15 protein-coding genes and 1 tRNA gene are annotated in these 15,465 nt (G+C 56.4%); 13 read left to right on the top strand and 3 right to left on the bottom strand.

What is annotated here, in order from left to right:
• Nucleotides 1-54 precede the first annotated feature (54 nt).
• From H6F59_RS05845 to H6F59_RS05825, 5 genes are all read left to right on the top strand, one after another.
• Nucleotides 55-588 (top strand): DUF3122 domain-containing protein, encoded by a 534-nt coding sequence (locus H6F59_RS05845; RefSeq protein ID WP_190696328.1) that lies wholly within the window; start codon nucleotides 55-57, stop codon nucleotides 586-588.
• A 796-nt stretch (nucleotides 589-1,384) separates the two neighbouring features.
• The gene (locus H6F59_RS05840; RefSeq protein ID WP_190696326.1) at nucleotides 1,385-1,702 is read left to right on the top strand and encodes a DUF6464 family protein; all 318 of its coding nucleotides are present in this window, start codon (nucleotides 1,385-1,387) and stop codon (nucleotides 1,700-1,702) included.
• A 265-nt stretch (nucleotides 1,703-1,967) separates the two neighbouring features.
• Complete coding sequence (locus tag H6F59_RS05835; RefSeq protein WP_190518735.1) at nucleotides 1,968-2,603, top strand: peroxiredoxin; 636 nt, start codon at nucleotides 1,968-1,970, stop codon at nucleotides 2,601-2,603.
• Nucleotides 2,604-2,725: 122 nt separating this feature from the next.
• Nucleotides 2,726-3,208: a flavin reductase family protein gene (locus tag H6F59_RS05830; RefSeq protein WP_190518736.1), complete on the top strand. Its 483-nt coding sequence runs from the start codon at nucleotides 2,726-2,728 to the stop codon at nucleotides 3,206-3,208.
• 142 nt (nucleotides 3,209-3,350) lie between these two features.
• A complete protein-coding gene (locus H6F59_RS05825) occupies nucleotides 3,351-3,704 on the top strand; it encodes a phenylpyruvate tautomerase MIF-related protein (protein WP_190696324.1) in 354 nt (117 codons plus the stop codon).
• A 68-nt stretch (nucleotides 3,705-3,772) separates the two neighbouring features.
• Here H6F59_RS05825 and H6F59_RS05820 read toward each other — a convergent pair whose 3' ends face one another.
• Both H6F59_RS05820 and H6F59_RS05815 read right to left on the bottom strand, forming a co-directional pair.
• Nucleotides 3,773-5,734: a DNA polymerase III subunit gamma/tau gene (locus tag H6F59_RS05820; protein ID WP_190696322.1), complete on the bottom strand. Its 1,962-nt coding sequence runs from the start codon at nucleotides 5,732-5,734 to the stop codon at nucleotides 3,773-3,775.
• Between the two features lie 80 nt (nucleotides 5,735-5,814).
• Nucleotides 5,815-6,246, bottom strand: a complete 432-nt coding sequence (locus H6F59_RS05815; protein WP_190696319.1) for a hypothetical protein — start codon at nucleotides 6,244-6,246, stop codon at nucleotides 5,815-5,817.
• Nucleotides 6,247-6,415: 169 nt separating this feature from the next.
• On the opposite strand from H6F59_RS05815, the gene rnhA reads away from it, so the two are divergent.
• From rnhA to H6F59_RS05780, 7 genes are all read left to right on the top strand, one after another.
• Nucleotides 6,416-6,910, top strand: a complete 495-nt coding sequence (rnhA, locus tag H6F59_RS05810; RefSeq protein ID WP_190696315.1) for a ribonuclease HI — start codon at nucleotides 6,416-6,418, stop codon at nucleotides 6,908-6,910.
• Nucleotides 6,911-7,034: 124 nt separating this feature from the next.
• Nucleotides 7,035-8,186, top strand: coding sequence for a glutamate--cysteine ligase (gene gshA / locus H6F59_RS05805; RefSeq protein WP_190696312.1), 1,152 nt, complete (start codon nucleotides 7,035-7,037; stop codon nucleotides 8,184-8,186).
• Between the two features lie 238 nt (nucleotides 8,187-8,424).
• Nucleotides 8,425-8,928, top strand: a complete 504-nt coding sequence (locus H6F59_RS05800; RefSeq protein ID WP_190696309.1) for a tRNA (cytidine(34)-2'-O)-methyltransferase — start codon at nucleotides 8,425-8,427, stop codon at nucleotides 8,926-8,928.
• A 791-nt stretch (nucleotides 8,929-9,719) separates the two neighbouring features.
• On the top strand, nucleotides 9,720-11,894 hold the full coding sequence (locus H6F59_RS05795; RefSeq protein WP_190696306.1) for a peptidoglycan DD-metalloendopeptidase family protein: 2,175 nt from the start codon (nucleotides 9,720-9,722) through the stop codon (nucleotides 11,892-11,894).
• A gap of 179 nt (nucleotides 11,895-12,073) precedes the next feature.
• Nucleotides 12,074-12,145: transfer RNA gene (locus tag H6F59_RS05790), tRNA-Met, on the top strand.
• Between the two features lie 204 nt (nucleotides 12,146-12,349).
• Nucleotides 12,350-12,955, top strand: a complete 606-nt coding sequence (locus H6F59_RS05785; protein ID WP_190696304.1) for a peroxiredoxin — start codon at nucleotides 12,350-12,352, stop codon at nucleotides 12,953-12,955.
• A gap of 57 nt (nucleotides 12,956-13,012) precedes the next feature.
• Complete coding sequence (locus H6F59_RS05780; RefSeq protein WP_190696301.1) at nucleotides 13,013-13,549, top strand: peroxiredoxin family protein; 537 nt, start codon at nucleotides 13,013-13,015, stop codon at nucleotides 13,547-13,549.
• On the opposite strand, the gene alr is transcribed toward H6F59_RS05780, so the two are convergent.
• Nucleotides 13,550-14,746 carry an alanine racemase gene (gene alr, locus H6F59_RS05775; RefSeq protein WP_190696298.1) on the bottom strand — a complete coding sequence of 399 codons (1,197 nt, stop codon included), beginning with the start codon at nucleotides 14,744-14,746 and terminating at the stop codon, nucleotides 13,550-13,552.
• A gap of 182 nt (nucleotides 14,747-14,928) precedes the next feature.
• Here alr and H6F59_RS05770 point away from each other — a divergent pair, with 182 nt between their 5' ends.
• A complete protein-coding gene (locus H6F59_RS05770) occupies nucleotides 14,929-15,429 on the top strand; it encodes an HNH endonuclease (RefSeq protein WP_190696295.1) in 501 nt (166 codons plus the stop codon).
• Nucleotides 15,430-15,465 lie beyond the last annotated feature (36 nt).

The raw sequence follows: 15,465 nt of genomic DNA, 5'->3' as shown, positions 1-15,465 counted from the left end.
CTGACTTTCCCACCGTCTTCATCTCCTCATCTTCCCTATCTCCCTCATCTCCCCATGCATCACCTCTGGCGTGCCCTGCGGCTGACAGTTCTGGCCCTCCTGCTAGGCTGTTTGCTGCTGCTGGCGTTGGCTGAGCCAGCCCTAGCCTCTATTCACACCTATCACGAGCAGCCTGGGCAAACGACGTACCGTTCGCGCCAGAGCTTGCGTGACCAGAACGACCTAGCTTGGCAGGCTACGGTGTTCAAGCGTTACATCGAAGGTACTCTTCAAGGTACCTACCTACGTTTGGTGGGATTTCCGGGACGGGGAATCACGGATCACAACCGTGACCTAGCCATTGAAACCGGTACTAGTGCCCAATGGCAAGTGCCGCACCAGCTCGACCCTCAAACCCAAGCGCTGCCCGATAGCGTTGCCCAATACAGCATAGATGCCGTGTTGGCCGACCTTCAGCGCCCGATTCCGTTAACGCTGCGGGTGCCACTGCGGGGTGGAGGCACTGCCCAACTAGTTGCGGCTCCCTATGTGGTGGAAGAATGGCTGCAAGTCTACGCCATGGCTGAAGCTGTCAGTATGGCGGATTAGCCAAAAGTGGAGCGCTATGGGATCGAACAGCTTGGCAAAGGGGTTGGGCAAAACCGCTGCGATCGCCGCGTCCATCAGCTATAGCAAAAGAACGAAAAGAACACCCATCTGGCTTTAATCCTTACCTTTTGAGTTCTTCTGACCTAGACCTTACCCGCTATAGCTACTACTTCTGCCACGTCTACAGGCTTGTAGGTAGGAGCTATCGTCTTCAACTCCTCAGGGCTAGGCTATCTAAGGGGAGGTGAGCACCAGAGGGCAGTCTAGCGGAACTGAGATTCCAATATTTGGGTTTTAAAAGTAAAAAGCCGGGAAAGGCGCTATCACTGAGGAGCGAACCTCCACAATGTCCTGTGGCCCTACCCGGTCTTAGCTTTGGAGCACACGCGAGTCTACAGGATGTTTTGATAATCGGCTATATATCAAGATCCGCCAATACATGAAAGTTCTGGAAAGTTCAGGATCTTATTCAGGTGATAGGAAAACAAGGCGATTTTGAGAGAGAACTGGGTCAAAAAGCGTTCCTACCCAAAGTCTAACTATAAATTTACTAAAACAATATCTATAGTCGGGAACTTTCTGGGCGCAAAGGCGTCACCTCTCGCTACATATACATGTAGCCACGACTGGTAGCGACTTCACCTCTGATTTAGCGTAGAAGAGAGGGGCGGCCTTTGTTGGTTTATGTTGCGAAAGACTAAGTAACGCAACGGTACGTACCAATCCCTACCGGCATTGGGCTGGTCTGCCAATTCATCGCGTTAGGATGACCTTGCTAGTTTCGGACGATAGGTTCATGCTCGTCATCATTTTGATTTTCGTTGTCGGTCTTACCCCAGCCCTGGTGTCAGCTTACTTAAGCGTGCGGGCTGACCGAGATGAAAAGTGCGGCAGCAACACTTCAGCTATGCCGACGGCCTTGGGCCAGAGCATGCTCAAGCTGCTCGATGGCAACACCGATATGCACTATGTCGATGGCCTGGGCTATATGATTGGCGACATCACTTGCGATCTAAATGCGCGATCGCCCTACCTGCGATGCGCTATGAATCCTATGGGTCCCTGCGACGGGTGCAGTGCCTATGCGCCTAAGGTTTTCGATCGCCAGTTCTAGGCGTAAGTAATGAGGGTTCCACTAGAGTTTCCCCACTGTGGGGTCGAGCAACGATTTTGAGGCACCTGGGGCATGTCCCTAGGTGTTTCTGTTGTGGGCGCTCAGGAGGTAATCGGGCGATCGCACGTAGCACAAGCGCCTACGCTACAATCCTTAAGATAATCCTCTAAACCCCGACCGGAATACCGGGGTTTGTGGGAGAATAGCGAACGTGAACGCTGAGCAACTTTATTTGCACCCTGTCGAGATTAAACGGAGATTTGAGATGGCGCTTCAACTTGGCGATCAGGTACCTAACTTCACCCAGCAGACCAGCGAGGGTGAGATTGACTTTTATAGCTGGGCTGGTGATAGCTGGGTAGTGCTATTTTCGCACCCCGCTGACTACACCCCCGTCTGCACCACTGAGTTGGGCAGCGTGGCTAGGCTCAAGCCCGAGTTTGACAAGCGCAACGCCAAAGTCATTGCCCTCAGCGTAGACAGCGCTGATTCCCACCAAGGCTGGATTGGCGACATTAACGAAACCCAGGGCGTAAATGTCAACTACCCCATCATTGCCGACGACGATAAAAAGGTCTCCGACCTTTACGGCATGATCCACCCCAACGCCAACGCAAAGGTGACCGTGCGCAGCGTGTTTGTCATTGACCCCAGCAAAAAGCTGCGACTGACCATTACCTATCCGCCGAGCACCGGACGCAACTTTGCTGAAATTTTGCGGGTGATTGACTCGCTACAGCTTACCGACAACTACAGCGTGGCCACTCCCGTCGACTGGAAAGACGGCGACGACGTAGTGGTATCTCCCACCATTCCCACCGAGGAAGCTAAGCAGCGCTTCCCCAAAGGCGTAACCGAAATTAAGCCCTACTTGCGCATGACTCCCCAACCCAACAAATAGGGTTAGGGCATCACACACCACACTAGGCGCACTGCGGTGCGCCTTTTTTATGACCAATTGGGTAGAGTCGGGGGCAAAAGCTGTATTACACTGCCCCTAAAGCTGCATTCTGTAGGTGTCCTGTGCTAGACGAGCAAGCCAAGAAAACCATTTTGCGCAAGATTCCCCATGGACTCTACATCTGTGGCGTTAAAGATGGAGATGATCTCAACGGCTTCACGGCGAGCTGGGTGATGCAGGCCTCCTTCCAGCCCCCCCTGGTGGTAAACTGCGTCAAAAACGACTCCACCTCCCACGCCATGGTGAAATCCAGCGGCGTATTTGCCCTCAGCTTTCTAGAAGCTGGGCAGAAAGAGCTGGCCCAAAACTTCTTTAAGCCCCTGCGCCGGGTGGGCAACAAGTTTGAAGATGTCGAGTTTTACCCCGGTCCTGAAACCGGCTGCCCCATCATCAAAGACACCTTGGGCTACGTGGAATGTCGGGTGGTGGGCGCTGTAGAGCATGGCGACCACACGGTCTTTGTGGGCGAAGTAGTCGGTGCCGCAATTCACCGCGAAGGCGACCCCCTCCTGCTCGAAAGCACCGGCTGGAACTACGGCGGCTAAATGGATAGATGAGTTTTAAGTTCTCAGTTTTGAGTGTTGAGTTTGGGCCTTACTGGTACAACTCAACATTCAAAATTAAGAACTCTTCTCATTCCCCATCTCCCCCACCCTGCCCACCGCCCTCACTCCCCACACCACACCCATGCCTCTAATCAAAGTCCAGACATCCGTCTCCTCTCCCGACCGAGCCGAGGTTGAAGGGCTACTCAAGGAGCTTTCCGCCAGTCTGGCTAACCACCTGGGCAAGCCAGAATCTTACGTAATGACAGCTTTTGAAGCTGACATACCCATGACCTTTGGTGGCACCACAGACCCCGTGTGCTATGTCGAGATCAAAAGCGTGGGCACCATGGGCGGTGCCAAAACCCATGCTATGAGCCAGGAGTTTTGCACCCAGCTAGAGACTGCCCTGGGAGTGCCCAAAAATCGTACCTATATCGAGTTTGCTGATGCCCCCGGTGCCATGTGGGGCTGGAATGGCGGCACCTTTGGCTAAACGAGACCGGCTGATACCGGATCCTGTTTAACTCTGAGTTGAGATTTTAGACGTAGTACTCGATCGCCCTAAAACGGCACGTCTTTGTCGGCATGGGAGGGCTGCTTAGCCGCCGCCTCAGAGGGCTTCAGCAGCGTTGTATCGAGTCCAGGGCTCAGATCTTCGTCCAAATCGACCACCTGCCCATTAAAGAAATGGGCAAAGTTTTTCACGGCTCGGTCAAAGTCACTGGCAATGGCAGGCAGTGATGATGGCGCAGGAGCAGCGGGACTAGTGTCTGCCGCGAGAGCAGGTTCAGGAGTTGCGGCCAATTCTACTGACGCTTCTGCCGAGGGCGTTGAGACGACGGGCGGGGGCGGGGGACTGAGAACAACTGGAGCCGGTGGGGTGATATTTTTCTGCCCCGGCGCCTGGGAAATGTTGGGGGCTGGGGCCTCAGGCTTTGGGTCAGGCAACACCTCTAGGGAAACCTGCACTTTGTGGTTGAGCACCTGCTGAAAGGCCGCTTCTACATTCTCGACTCGGCCCTGGGCCATCTTAAACAGTGGCCTAGAGCTAATGCCCACTCGGGCCACTACACCGTCGAAGAATAGCAAGCTGCCCTGCTGCTGCATCAGGGCACGGGTGCCTAGGGGCTCTAGTACGGCTATCACCTGAAGCCATAGCTGCCCTAAGTTGGGAGCTGGGGTGGCATCGTCTGTGGGTGGTGTGTTTTGGCTATTGTCGGGGGGCGGCTCGGAGGCAGCAGCCGGTACGGGGATGGCTTCGTCTTTTGGCAATGATCCATTGGCAGACCCCGGCGGTGTACCCAAGTTTGAAGGCTCAGGCGGCGGTGCAGGTACTGGTGATAGGGGGCTAATCGGTGGTGCAGGCTGGGGTGTAGGTCTGGGCGCTGAAAGAGGTGCGATCGCTCCGACCGACCGACCCGCCTGACCGGCCAGCGTCGAGGGTAGCAGCCCCAGCAGCGTCACCTCTAGCCACAGCCGAGGCTGGGTGGTGTTTTTGACCTGTCCCTCGGCGCTGCGCAGGTGCTGTTGCCCCAACAGCAGCACCGTTGGATCGAGCGGTTGCACTAGGGTCTGCATGTCGGCCCAGGTGGGGGGCGTGATGGCGACTAGGTCGTGGCGATCACCCGCCGTCTTCGCAATCAGCAGATCGCGGTAGAACCCAGCCAGGTTTTGCAGCACAATCAGCGGTTCCCGACCCCGATCCATCAGCTTGCGGGCACCGTCGAGCACGGCGGTGCCATCGTCGCTGAGGATGGCCTGCACCAGGGCTAGCAGATCGCGCTCAGGTACGGCCCCGACCAGGTCCCACACCGCATCGGCTTCCACAGGAGGCGCTAGCAAACTGAGCTGGTCGAGCAAACTTTGAGCATCGCGCAGTCCCCCCTGAGAAACCTGAGCCACCAGCCGCAGGGCTTCGTCATTGATAACGATGTTTTCCTGATCGGCAATCTTCCGCAGGTGAGCGATCATCGGCTCTAGGGGAATGCGCCGATAGTCAAACCGCTGGCAGCGAGAGATGATCGTCGGCAGCACCCGCTGGGGGTCGGTGGTCGCAAGGATAAACACCACATTGCTGGGCGGCTCTTCCAGGGTTTTGAGCAAAGCATTGAACGCCGCCGTGCTGAGCATGTGGCACTCGTCCACGACGTAAACCTTGTACCGGCACTGCACCGGGGCAAACTGAGCGCGCTCGATCAGCTCACGGATGTTGTCGACCCCGGTGTTGCTGGCGGCGTCGATTTCGATGAAGTCGAGGGCCGAGCCGTTGGTGATCGAGCGACAGGTTTCGCAGATGCCGCAGGGATTAGGGGTGGGATGATCTTGGGCAATGCAGTTGAGCGATTTCGCCAAAATGCGGGCGCTGGAGGTTTTGCCCGTGCCGCGAGGACCGCAGAACAGGTAGGCAGGGGCAATGCGCCGCTGGTTGAGGGCGCTGGTGAGGGTAGTCGCGATCGCATCTTGCCCCACCAGAGCGCCAAAGGTCTGGGGGCGATACTTATGGTGCAGCGGTTCATAGGCCATAGCACTAAGATACCGCGCCCGCCCCTATCTCTGGAGGGTTAACCTGACTCTTCTATCAGGCTGGGGCTAAGCTGGTCTAGTCAGTCTGGAAACTCAATAATTAGGGTTTCCATCTCCGAGGTGGCACACTGGGCGGCCTGCCCCCGAGATGTACACATGCGGGACTGGGTCTGTTGGGCCAGGGCTTTGACGCGTTCGACCGCCGCTGAGATATCTTGCCGTCGCTGGCGATCGCTGCGGGGACAGGGCTGGGGAATGGGCAAAACGACTACGGCGGCCTCAAACTGCCCTTCGGCGGGAGAGTAGCCCTGAAAGTAAGCTAGCGCCAGCCGTCGAAACAGCCCCTGTAAATGGCCCGGCAGATCTTGCTCCACTTGGGCTGGTTTGGCGAGGCAATCGACTAGCTGACCCATAGCGTGGGCAATCAGCATGTTGTCCTGGCCGTTGGTGGGATAAACATCCTTAAGATCTAGCCAGCAAGCCTCAAAAGCTTTTAGTTCTCGTAGCATCATGGGTTTAACTTCACCGTTGGGATAACCGTGACGATAATAGGTGCACCCTGCCCATGACCTGAATGGAGGTTGTCCGGGGAGGACATCCGGTCTTAGCTCTAGAATGCCCCCTAGTACCGCAAAGCCCCCACGGCTGAATTAACGATTTTTTAAGGACGAGATCGAAACAATGGCAATCATTCAGCGAATTTACACCGACGGTGCCTGCTCCGGTAATCCTGGCCCCGGCGGCTGGGGTACGGTGCTGTATCTGGTCGATGGCGGTGTTCACGAGATCGGCGGCGGCGAATCTCCCACCACCAACAACCGCATGGAAATGCAGGCGGCGATCGCTGGGCTGACCCTGCTGCGCAACAGCGGCCAAACCGAGACCGTCACCATTCACACCGACAGCGAGTACGTGCTCAAGGGCATTACCCAGTGGATCGCTGGCTGGAAGCGGCGCGGTTGGGTGAACTCAGCCAAAAAGCCTGTGCTTAACCGCGATCTGTGGGAGGCCCTAGACAGCGTCACCACCGAGGTGAACCAGACCCTCGATCGCCCCTTGCAGTGGATCTACGTGCGCGGCCACTCCGGCGACCCCGGCAACGAGCGCTGCGACACCATTGCCCGCGCTTATGCCGCTAAGCGTGCGATCGCCCTGACGACAGCAGCCCTTTCCTAGCGACCCTCTTGGTCTAGAACCCTCCTCCCCCGGCGCCTGAACGGGGGACCGGGTTGCCGATAGTATGAGAACAGCGATCAACTGACTGAATATATATAGAGTGCCGTCTCCAGCGAGGAATGCCGTGCTGCTGTCCAAAGGGTTTGAAATTGAGATATATACCGGCACCCCCAGCGGGGATGTGGTCGGCCTCTCCGATCGGATTGTGGCGGATCTCAATGGTTTCGTGCGCGAGCCCGACAGCCGCAATGTCGAGTACACCACCCCGCCCCTGTGCCAATACGAGAAGCTGCTATGCGAGCTGGTGCGCCCCCGCCACGAGCTGCGCCATTACCTCAGGGGATTGGGCAACTACACCCTCGTGCCTGGCAGCACCCTAGCCCTCGGCGATACCGATCGCTTCTACCGCTCTGACCCCAGCAACCCCTATCACGCCTACATCGAGCAAACCTACGGCACCACCGTAGTTACCGCCAGTGTCCACATCAACATTGGCATCTCGGATCCGGAAATTCTGATGCGAGCATGTCGTTTAGTGCGGGTCGAAGCCCCCCTGTACCTGGCTCTCACCGCCTCCTCGCCGTTTCTGGGTGGGAAAGCTACGGGCTCTCACTCTAGTCGTTGGCAGGTGTTTCCCAAAACCCCGGCCCACGTGCCCCTGTTCACCAGCCACGCCCACCACATTCAGTGGATGGAAGCCCAGCTGGCAGCAGACACTATGCAAAACGTGCGCCATCTGTGGTCCTCGGTGCGGCCCAACGGCGATCGCCGCCCTTACAACCTCAACCGATTAGAACTGCGCATTTGCGACCTGATCAGCGACCCGGTGGCGCTGCTGGCGGTGGCGGCCCTGCTCGAAGCTCGTCTGATCCAGCTGATTCAAAATCCGGAGTTAGACCCGCTGATCCTGAGTGAGCTACCTCAGGCCAGCCGCAACCATGACCTAGTAGCCCTCACCGATGCCAACGAAATGGCCGCTGCCAGTCAAAGCCTTGAGGCCGAACTGCGCCACTGGCAGAACGGTCGCCCAATTCTTGCCCGAGATTGGATCCAACAGCTTTATGATGAGGTGTGGCCAATCGCCAAAGCCAATGGTCTTAGCTGCTTCCTCAGCCCGGTGAAGAAAATTCTGCGGGAAGGTAACGAAGCCCAGCGGTGGCTGCGGCAGCACGAAGCCGGGCAGCCGGTGCAGCAGGTGATTCAAAATGCGATTGCTGAAGTGGCGGACAGCGAGGGGATCTTAGCTCGCGATCTGTGCGAACCCTGCGCCGCTTAGGGGAAGTTTCTTAGGGTTAGCGCCGCGATCGCGGCCTTCTAAGTAAAAATTTACTTATAGGTGCAATAAGGAAAGCTTTCTTCAGTAGAACCCGATCCCCTTTTTCCAATCAGTTTCCGCACAGGGTAAAACTACTGAGGGAAGTATTAATAAAATCTATATCCCCTAGACATTTCCACCGCTGCCCTAAATTCATCCCTCACTCGCTGTTCCATTTGGTATTTTGGTTCTCCTATCTATGCCCACCATTGTTTTAGTCACGCCCCAGATCCCCCCCAATACAGGGAATATCGCCCGCACCTGCGCCGCCACGACCACTCCTCTACACCTCGTTGGCCCCCTGGGGTTTGACCTCAGCGATCGCGCCCTTAAGCGAGCCGGGCTCGACTACTGGCCTCAAGTCAACCTCACTCTGCACACCGACTGGGATACTTTCTACACCCAGCAGCGCCAGCAGGGAGGGCGAACCATTGGCTTTAGTACCTCTGGGCGATGTAGCTATACAGATTTGACTTATCGCGCCGATGACTGGCTGCTATTTGGTAGCGAAACCGAAGGCCTCCCCAAGTCAGTCCTGGCCACCTGTGACGAAACTGCCTACATTCCCATGGATCGCTCCGTGGTGCGCAGTCTCAACCTCTCCGTAAGCGCCGCCATAGCACTCTACGAGACCCTACGCCAGCTTCACCTCTTTCACCCACATTCCACACTAGGTATTGCTAGTAACCAAGACCCAGCTTAGCTTTGAGCGCTAGGGTTGCCTTAGCTAACAGAGTTTGATGAAGGCTACGTTTAAGGCCCTAGAACAGGATGGGAAATGGTTAATAGCTATTGAGTAATGTCATACCCATAGATCACTGAGCTGAGTTGTGGAACCTATGGCGCAATCTGCTCCGTAGGCCAAAAGGGGCGAAACCCCCAACGCAAGCGTTTTTCGGGGCAAAATCGCGTTAAAAAGCTAGCAATAAAAATAAGTGGTTTCCGAGGATACAAAATTGGGACAGTCGAGATAAGAAATTTATATAACTTACTTGGATGGTTTCTGTCTCGACATCTGCCATTGGTTATAGAGGTCTAATCGTGCGTTTTGCCCTGTGGGTGATCAGCCCTGTGGGCAAAGGGTTTGCGGTCTCAACCACAGTAGTTTGTGGCCTCAGAAACCAGGCTAGCGCTACAGTTAGCCAGCTCAGTCAAGTCCAAACAATACGCTTGCCAAATACTTTTTTTTGGGGTTAAACGTTTATGTTGTGCTCATTAAGTTCCCGGTCACGAGCCTAGTGTTCAGGGAAATGACAGAGAGACCCTGGGTATTGATTTTCGTGTTAAGTCATGTAAACTTGCCTAGGTTGCCGAAAGCAGGGTAATGTTACCTAGCCGAGGCGTTAATCTGTCGATCCGTTGTTGTTCTTCTGCTAACACCTTGCCTTGTCGCTACTTCTAACGAGAGAGTTTCTGCCAACTGGCGGTACCTCCATCGGATGGGTAGTGGGGCTTTCATAGGTTGTTAAGCGCTGGTTTACAGGAGGTCGTTCCTTGAAACGCGTAGTTCCCCAAGAGTCTGAAGCTGATTGCCTGCCCTCTAGCTTGAGCAGCGCTCAATCTGAGCCTTCAGGAGGTTATCGTCGAGTACAAACCTCGGCAGCCATGCTGGGCCTAGCCCTATCGTTCGGAGCGTCCGCTCCGTTTTTCACTGAGCCAGAATTGGCTCTCGCTGCCGACGGCACTAACCTGACGGTGTTACCTGCGGCCAATCGGGATCAACCCGAGACGCCCAAGTTAGTCTCTGCCGAGACAACTTCGTCCTATCACACCGTTGAAGCAGGGGAAAGCCTTTGGCAAATTGCTGCCCAGCACGAGGCCGATGTTAAAGCCATCAAGATGGCCAACGGCATTGCTGGTGACGATGTACTACGGGTTGGGCAGGTTATTCGAGTTCCTGCCGTAGGAATGGCCAGTTTGACTGCTAGCGCTGATGTCTCTCGCTTGGCTCTCAAGGCCAATGCTGCTGGGGGCGTCGGTGGTGATTTAGCAACTGCTAGCAGCTTGTTGCCAACCAGCGACGTACCCACAGTAGATGAGTTGGAGAAAGCTTGGCAGCTAGAGGATGCTCTGGCTCTCAAAGGTGAAGATGAGCTGTCTGAAGAAGATCTTGCTGCGGCTAACCTAGACAAGCTCTCCTCAGAAGAACTTGAAGTTGGCGCTGACAGCCTCGTCTCTGACTCACTCCCCTTAGCTGCGGTCCCTACTCTTGAACCAGAGGCCATCCGGGAGCCTGCGGCAGATCTGACCGCTGACGTTGAGCCAGCCGCCGCTGTTCAGCAAATGGCGAAGGTTGACGAGGCAGCTAGTCAAGCATCCAGTGAATCGGTTGAGCCAGTTGAGTCTTTTGCTAGCCTGCCGCTCCACCAGGAAGAGGTCGAGCGTCCTGTTGCTGCCGCCCAGTCGTCGCAACCCGTTGCAGCTACCAGCGCCTCAGTTCCTGCAGCAACTACCAACACTTCGGCCCCAGAGGCCAAGAAAGATTTCACCGTAGCAGCACTGCCTCCAAGAACGGCGGCGGCGACTTCAACCGCTGAGGTTGGTACCGTAAGGTCTTATCAAGTCAAGCCGGGTGACACTCTGTGGTCGATTGCTTCTCGCAACGGCCTCACCCTAGATGAGCTTCTCAGCCACAACAACGCTGTTAACCAGCCTGAAGCTTTATCAGTCGGCGACAGCCTAAGCATTCCCCTAGCCTCGGCGACGGAAGAAGCGGTTAGCTCACCTTCCAGCGGTCTAGCGGCTGCTCATAGAACCCGTGAGCAGGCCATTCGCGATCACTTAGCCCGCATTCGTGAGTCAAATAGTAACCAGGTTAACCGCGACGAACTCAACGCGCGAATTCGTGAAGCTCGTCAAGAGCTTGAGCGCAGCCGTGTCACCAGCGCAACCCCAGAGACTGCCGCGCTGGAGTATCACAGCCCTGAGCCGGAAGCTGTGGCTGCTAACGCAGTAGGTGGCCCCGAACCGGCCAGCTCGACAGCCCTAACCGCTAGAGAGGGTGCCCAAACCCTTGCATCGCCTGCTGCTGATTCAGAGTGGACAGTTACCGATGCCGCCAAAGATCAGGTTCAGCCGATCGCTGCTCTGAGCCCAGCCGATGAGGCCGTGGTTGATGAGTCTGAGCAGGTGGATGCCGCCGCTCCTCCTAGTCAGCTGCTAGCGGCTGCTCCCCTAAGTGCTGATGCCTATCGGACTGCGCCGAGCATGCCAGTGGGGCAGACCGTGTCTCCCAACATGCCGATGATGCCGGGTGCCAACGAGTTTCTACCCGAGGCTCCTCGTCTTTCCAACGGCTACATTTGGCCTACCCGTGGCACCCTGACTTCTGGCTACGGCTGGCGTTGGGGCCGCATGCACCGCGGTGTTGACATTGCTGGCCCAGTCGGAACGCCGATTGTGGCGGCAGCGCCGGGGGTTGTCGCGCGCTCGGGTTGGAATTCCGGTGGCTATGGCAACTTGGTAGATATCCGTCACTCCGACGGCAGTTTGACCCGCTACGCCCACAACAGCCGTTTGCTAGTGCGTGAGGGGCAGCAAGTTAGCCAGGGACAACAGATCGCTGAGATGGGCAGCACGGGCTACAGCACTGGCCCTCACCTCCACTTCGAGGTGCACTTACCCAGCAGCGGTACCGTTAATCCCATGGCCTACTTACCCGATCGCTAGATGGTTTAGCCATAGTTTAGTAGCGCGGGCTGGCATTGCTGTTAGCCCGCTTTTTGTAGAATATTTTCTATCAAAAAAATGCTGGATATGGCTTGGTGTGTGGACTAATTCTGTGATAGATTCATTAACTGTGGGTTGATTAATAGGGGTAAGCCCCAGTTAGGAAAAATCGATGCTACGGCTCAGTAGCTCAGTGGTAGAGCAGGGGACTCATAAGCCCTTGGTCGCAGGTTCAAATCCCGCCTGAGCCATTCTTAACGGTTCAATAGTCTGTCCAGCAAGCGTTGGTCTAGCTTTTCTCTGACTAAGGTTCGTTGAGGTGACGCATTAAAAGGTTTTATCACTCTGTAGTTGTGGTAAAGCCAAGAGCGGACAGGGATGCAGGGAGGGTTTTCTCTGGCCAAAGTACTATGATGGTACTGCGCGATGGCGGTAAGACCTTGAGGGATGAGTCCATGCCTGAGATAAGAGATGACTGTTTGCGGGTTGGCCAGATGGCACCCGACTTCAGCGCCACCGCCGTAGTTGACCAGAACTTCAAGATTGTTAAGCTATCCGACTACCGGGGCCGATATGTGGTCCTATTTTTTTATCCCCTCGACTTTACCTTCGTCTGCCCTACGGAGATTGCGGCCTTTAGCGATCGCTTCAGTGAGTTTAAGGCTCTCAACACCGAGATTTTAGGCATCTCTGTAGACAGCGAATTTGCTCACCTAGCTTGGATCCAAACTGAGCGTAAGCTAGGCGGGGTAGGTGACTTAAACTATCCCCTAGTGTCTGACATCAAAAAAGACATTAGCGCTGCCTACAACGTCCTCGACCCCGACAGTGGGGTAGCGCTACGGGGCTTGTTCATCATCGACCGGGACGGAGTGCTTCAGCATGCCACGATCAACAACCTAGCCTTTGGCCGTAAGGTCGATGAAACCCTGCGAGTTTTACAGGCCATTCAGCATGTGCAGGCCAACCCCGATGAGGTTTGCCCGGTTGACTGGCAACCCGGAGATAAAACTATGAATCCCGACCCGGTGAAGGCAAGGGAATTTTTTGCTGAGGTCTAGCGACACTGTCTCGTTCGCCCCTGCCCTGCCGCTGTTGTATCGTCATTTTTTCGCCTGATGACCCCGATCGCGCCACTACCAGACCAGGCTACTACCTGGCGCTATTGGCTGCCGTTGCCCCCTCGCTTAGGTCTGCCCCTCGGCCAGATATGCCCCGACTTTGCCCTATGGGATGTCACCTACCAGCGCACTGTGCGCCTGGCTAACTGGCGTGGTAAGCAGCCGGTGGTCTTGCTCTTTTGTCGCCTCCTAGCAGAGATAGCCTACAGCCCTCAGCGGTATGCTTCGCTGGTGGCGTTCAATCAGGTCTACGACCAGTTTCGCAACGCTGGAGCTGAAGTGTTGGCGATCGGCAATCAGCCCCAGCGTCAAGCTCAGGCGGCGGTAGAAGATCTGAGCTTAAGATTGCCGCTGCTATGCGACCCCGCGGGAGCGAGCTTTCGCGCTTACCACACTGGGCAAGCGCTGGGGGCACCCCTGCCGGCGCAGTTTGTGCTAGATGCGCAGGGGCGATTGCGCTACTGTCACCTGTTTTCGCTGCTCCACCCAACCGCATCGCCGGGAACGCTGCTAGCTGCCCTGAGTAGGCTTTAGCTAGCTTTGGACAGCGGTAGAGGCTGCTAAGGGCTGTTCCACTGCAATGCGGGGCAGACGGTGCTTAAAGCCACAGAGAATTTCCCAGCTGATGGTGTTGGCCATAGCAGCCCAATCGTCTGGGCCAATGATGTGGGGTCCGTCGCGGCCCAGCAGGGTGACGACATCACCCTCTTGCAGGCTGGGGATATGGCTGACATCCAGCATCAGCTGATCCATGGTGATAGCGCCGATTTGCTGGGCTAGGCGGCCTTTGACCATGACCTGGAGTCGGTTGGAGAGCACCCGCGGCACCCCATCGGCGTAGCCAATGCCGACCACTGCTAGGCGGAGGGGGCGATCGCACACGTATTGATGGCCATAACTAATGCCGGTACCCGCGGGCACATCCTTGAGATGGGTGATGCGGGCTTTGACCTGCATGACAGGCTGTAGGTCGAGCCGCGATTGCAAATGGGGGGCCGGGTAGAGGCCATAGAGCCCTAGACCAACTCGCACCAGGTCGTAGTGGAGATCAGGGTCAGCTAGGGTGGCGGCGGTATTGGCCAAATGCAGTCGGGGAGGGAGCAACTGCTGCTGTTGGAGGTGCCCTAGCGCCGTTTTAAACCGCTGCTGCTGCTGCTGCATGATGGTGGGGTCAGGGCTGTCAGCAGTGGCCAGGTGAGAGTAAAGGCTGTCGATTTTGAGGTGGGGCAACTGCCGCACAAACCGAGCAAAGTCGACGGCCTCGGCCCAGGGAAATCCCAGGCGGGTCATACCGGTGTCGATCTTAAGGTGTACCCCCACCGGCCGGGCAGCGGCTAGGCCAGAAAGCGTATCGGAAAAAACTAGGGCCTGCTTAGGGTTTACTAGGGTGGGCTGGAGCCGCCAGTGGGCGATCGCCTGCATTTCTTCGGGGCTGTTGACCGCCCCCATCACCAAGATTGGGGCCTGAACGCCTGCGGCCCGTAGCTCAATTCCTTCGGGGACGGTGGCGACGCCGAGCCAGGTGGCCCCAGATTGAAGCGCCGTTTGGGCAACGGTGACGGCCCCATGGCCGTAGGCATCGGCCTTAACCACCGCCATCAGCTGGGTGGTGGCGGGCAGCAACCCTCTAAACTGGCGCACGTTGTGCTGCAGCGCCGCCAGATTAATTTCAACCCAGGCACGGCAGCAGCGCATGGGCTCCAGGCTTGGAGTGTGATCCCAATTCAGCATTGTGTTCCTCCTTCACCACCGGGGCTAGCGCCTCATCATAGCGCCAGAACCGGCCATCAGATGTGCCAACGCTATCGCAAGGTACCGGCTTCAGGACAGTCTACCAGAGGTCAAAAACCTCAATTTAGCTTCTGTGCTAACATCAATCCAAATATTCTTTAGCCAATTATCCACGCATTCGAATGGGTAAGGTTCTGGTGCTCAACGCCTCCTATGAACCGCTCAACATTACGAGCTGGCGTCGGGCTGTCGTCCTTATTATTAAGGGTAAGGCGGAGCGGGTTGAGCATAACGGCAAGTTTGTCTACGCCGATTTTCCGCTGCCGACGGTGATACGTCTGCGCCACTACGTGCGGGTGCCCTACAAAGATATTCCCCTTACCCGGCGCAACCTGCTCCAGCGCGACAACCACACCTGTCAATACTGCGCCTACAGCGGCGACGGGCTCACCCTCGACCACGTGATTCCCCGATCGCGCGGCGGCGCCGACACTTGGGAAAATATGGTAGCCGCCTGCGTGCGCTGCAACGTGAAAAAGGGCAACCGCACCCCGCGGGAGGCCAACATGCCGCTTTTTAGCCAACCCCGTAAGCCCCACAGCAGTCTCTACTTTGAGGTGACGCGGCAGATTCACAGCGGCGTACACCAGGAGTGGAAGAAGTACGTCATTGGGATTTCGTAACTGTTCTAGTGCATGAGTGCTTCAAGAGTATTCGAC

It is taken from the genome of Nodosilinea sp. FACHB-141 (assembly GCF_014696135.1).
Classification (GTDB): domain Bacteria; phylum Cyanobacteriota; class Cyanobacteriia; order Phormidesmidales; family Phormidesmidaceae; genus Nodosilinea.
This window is presented reverse-complemented; position numbering and strand designations above follow the sequence as displayed.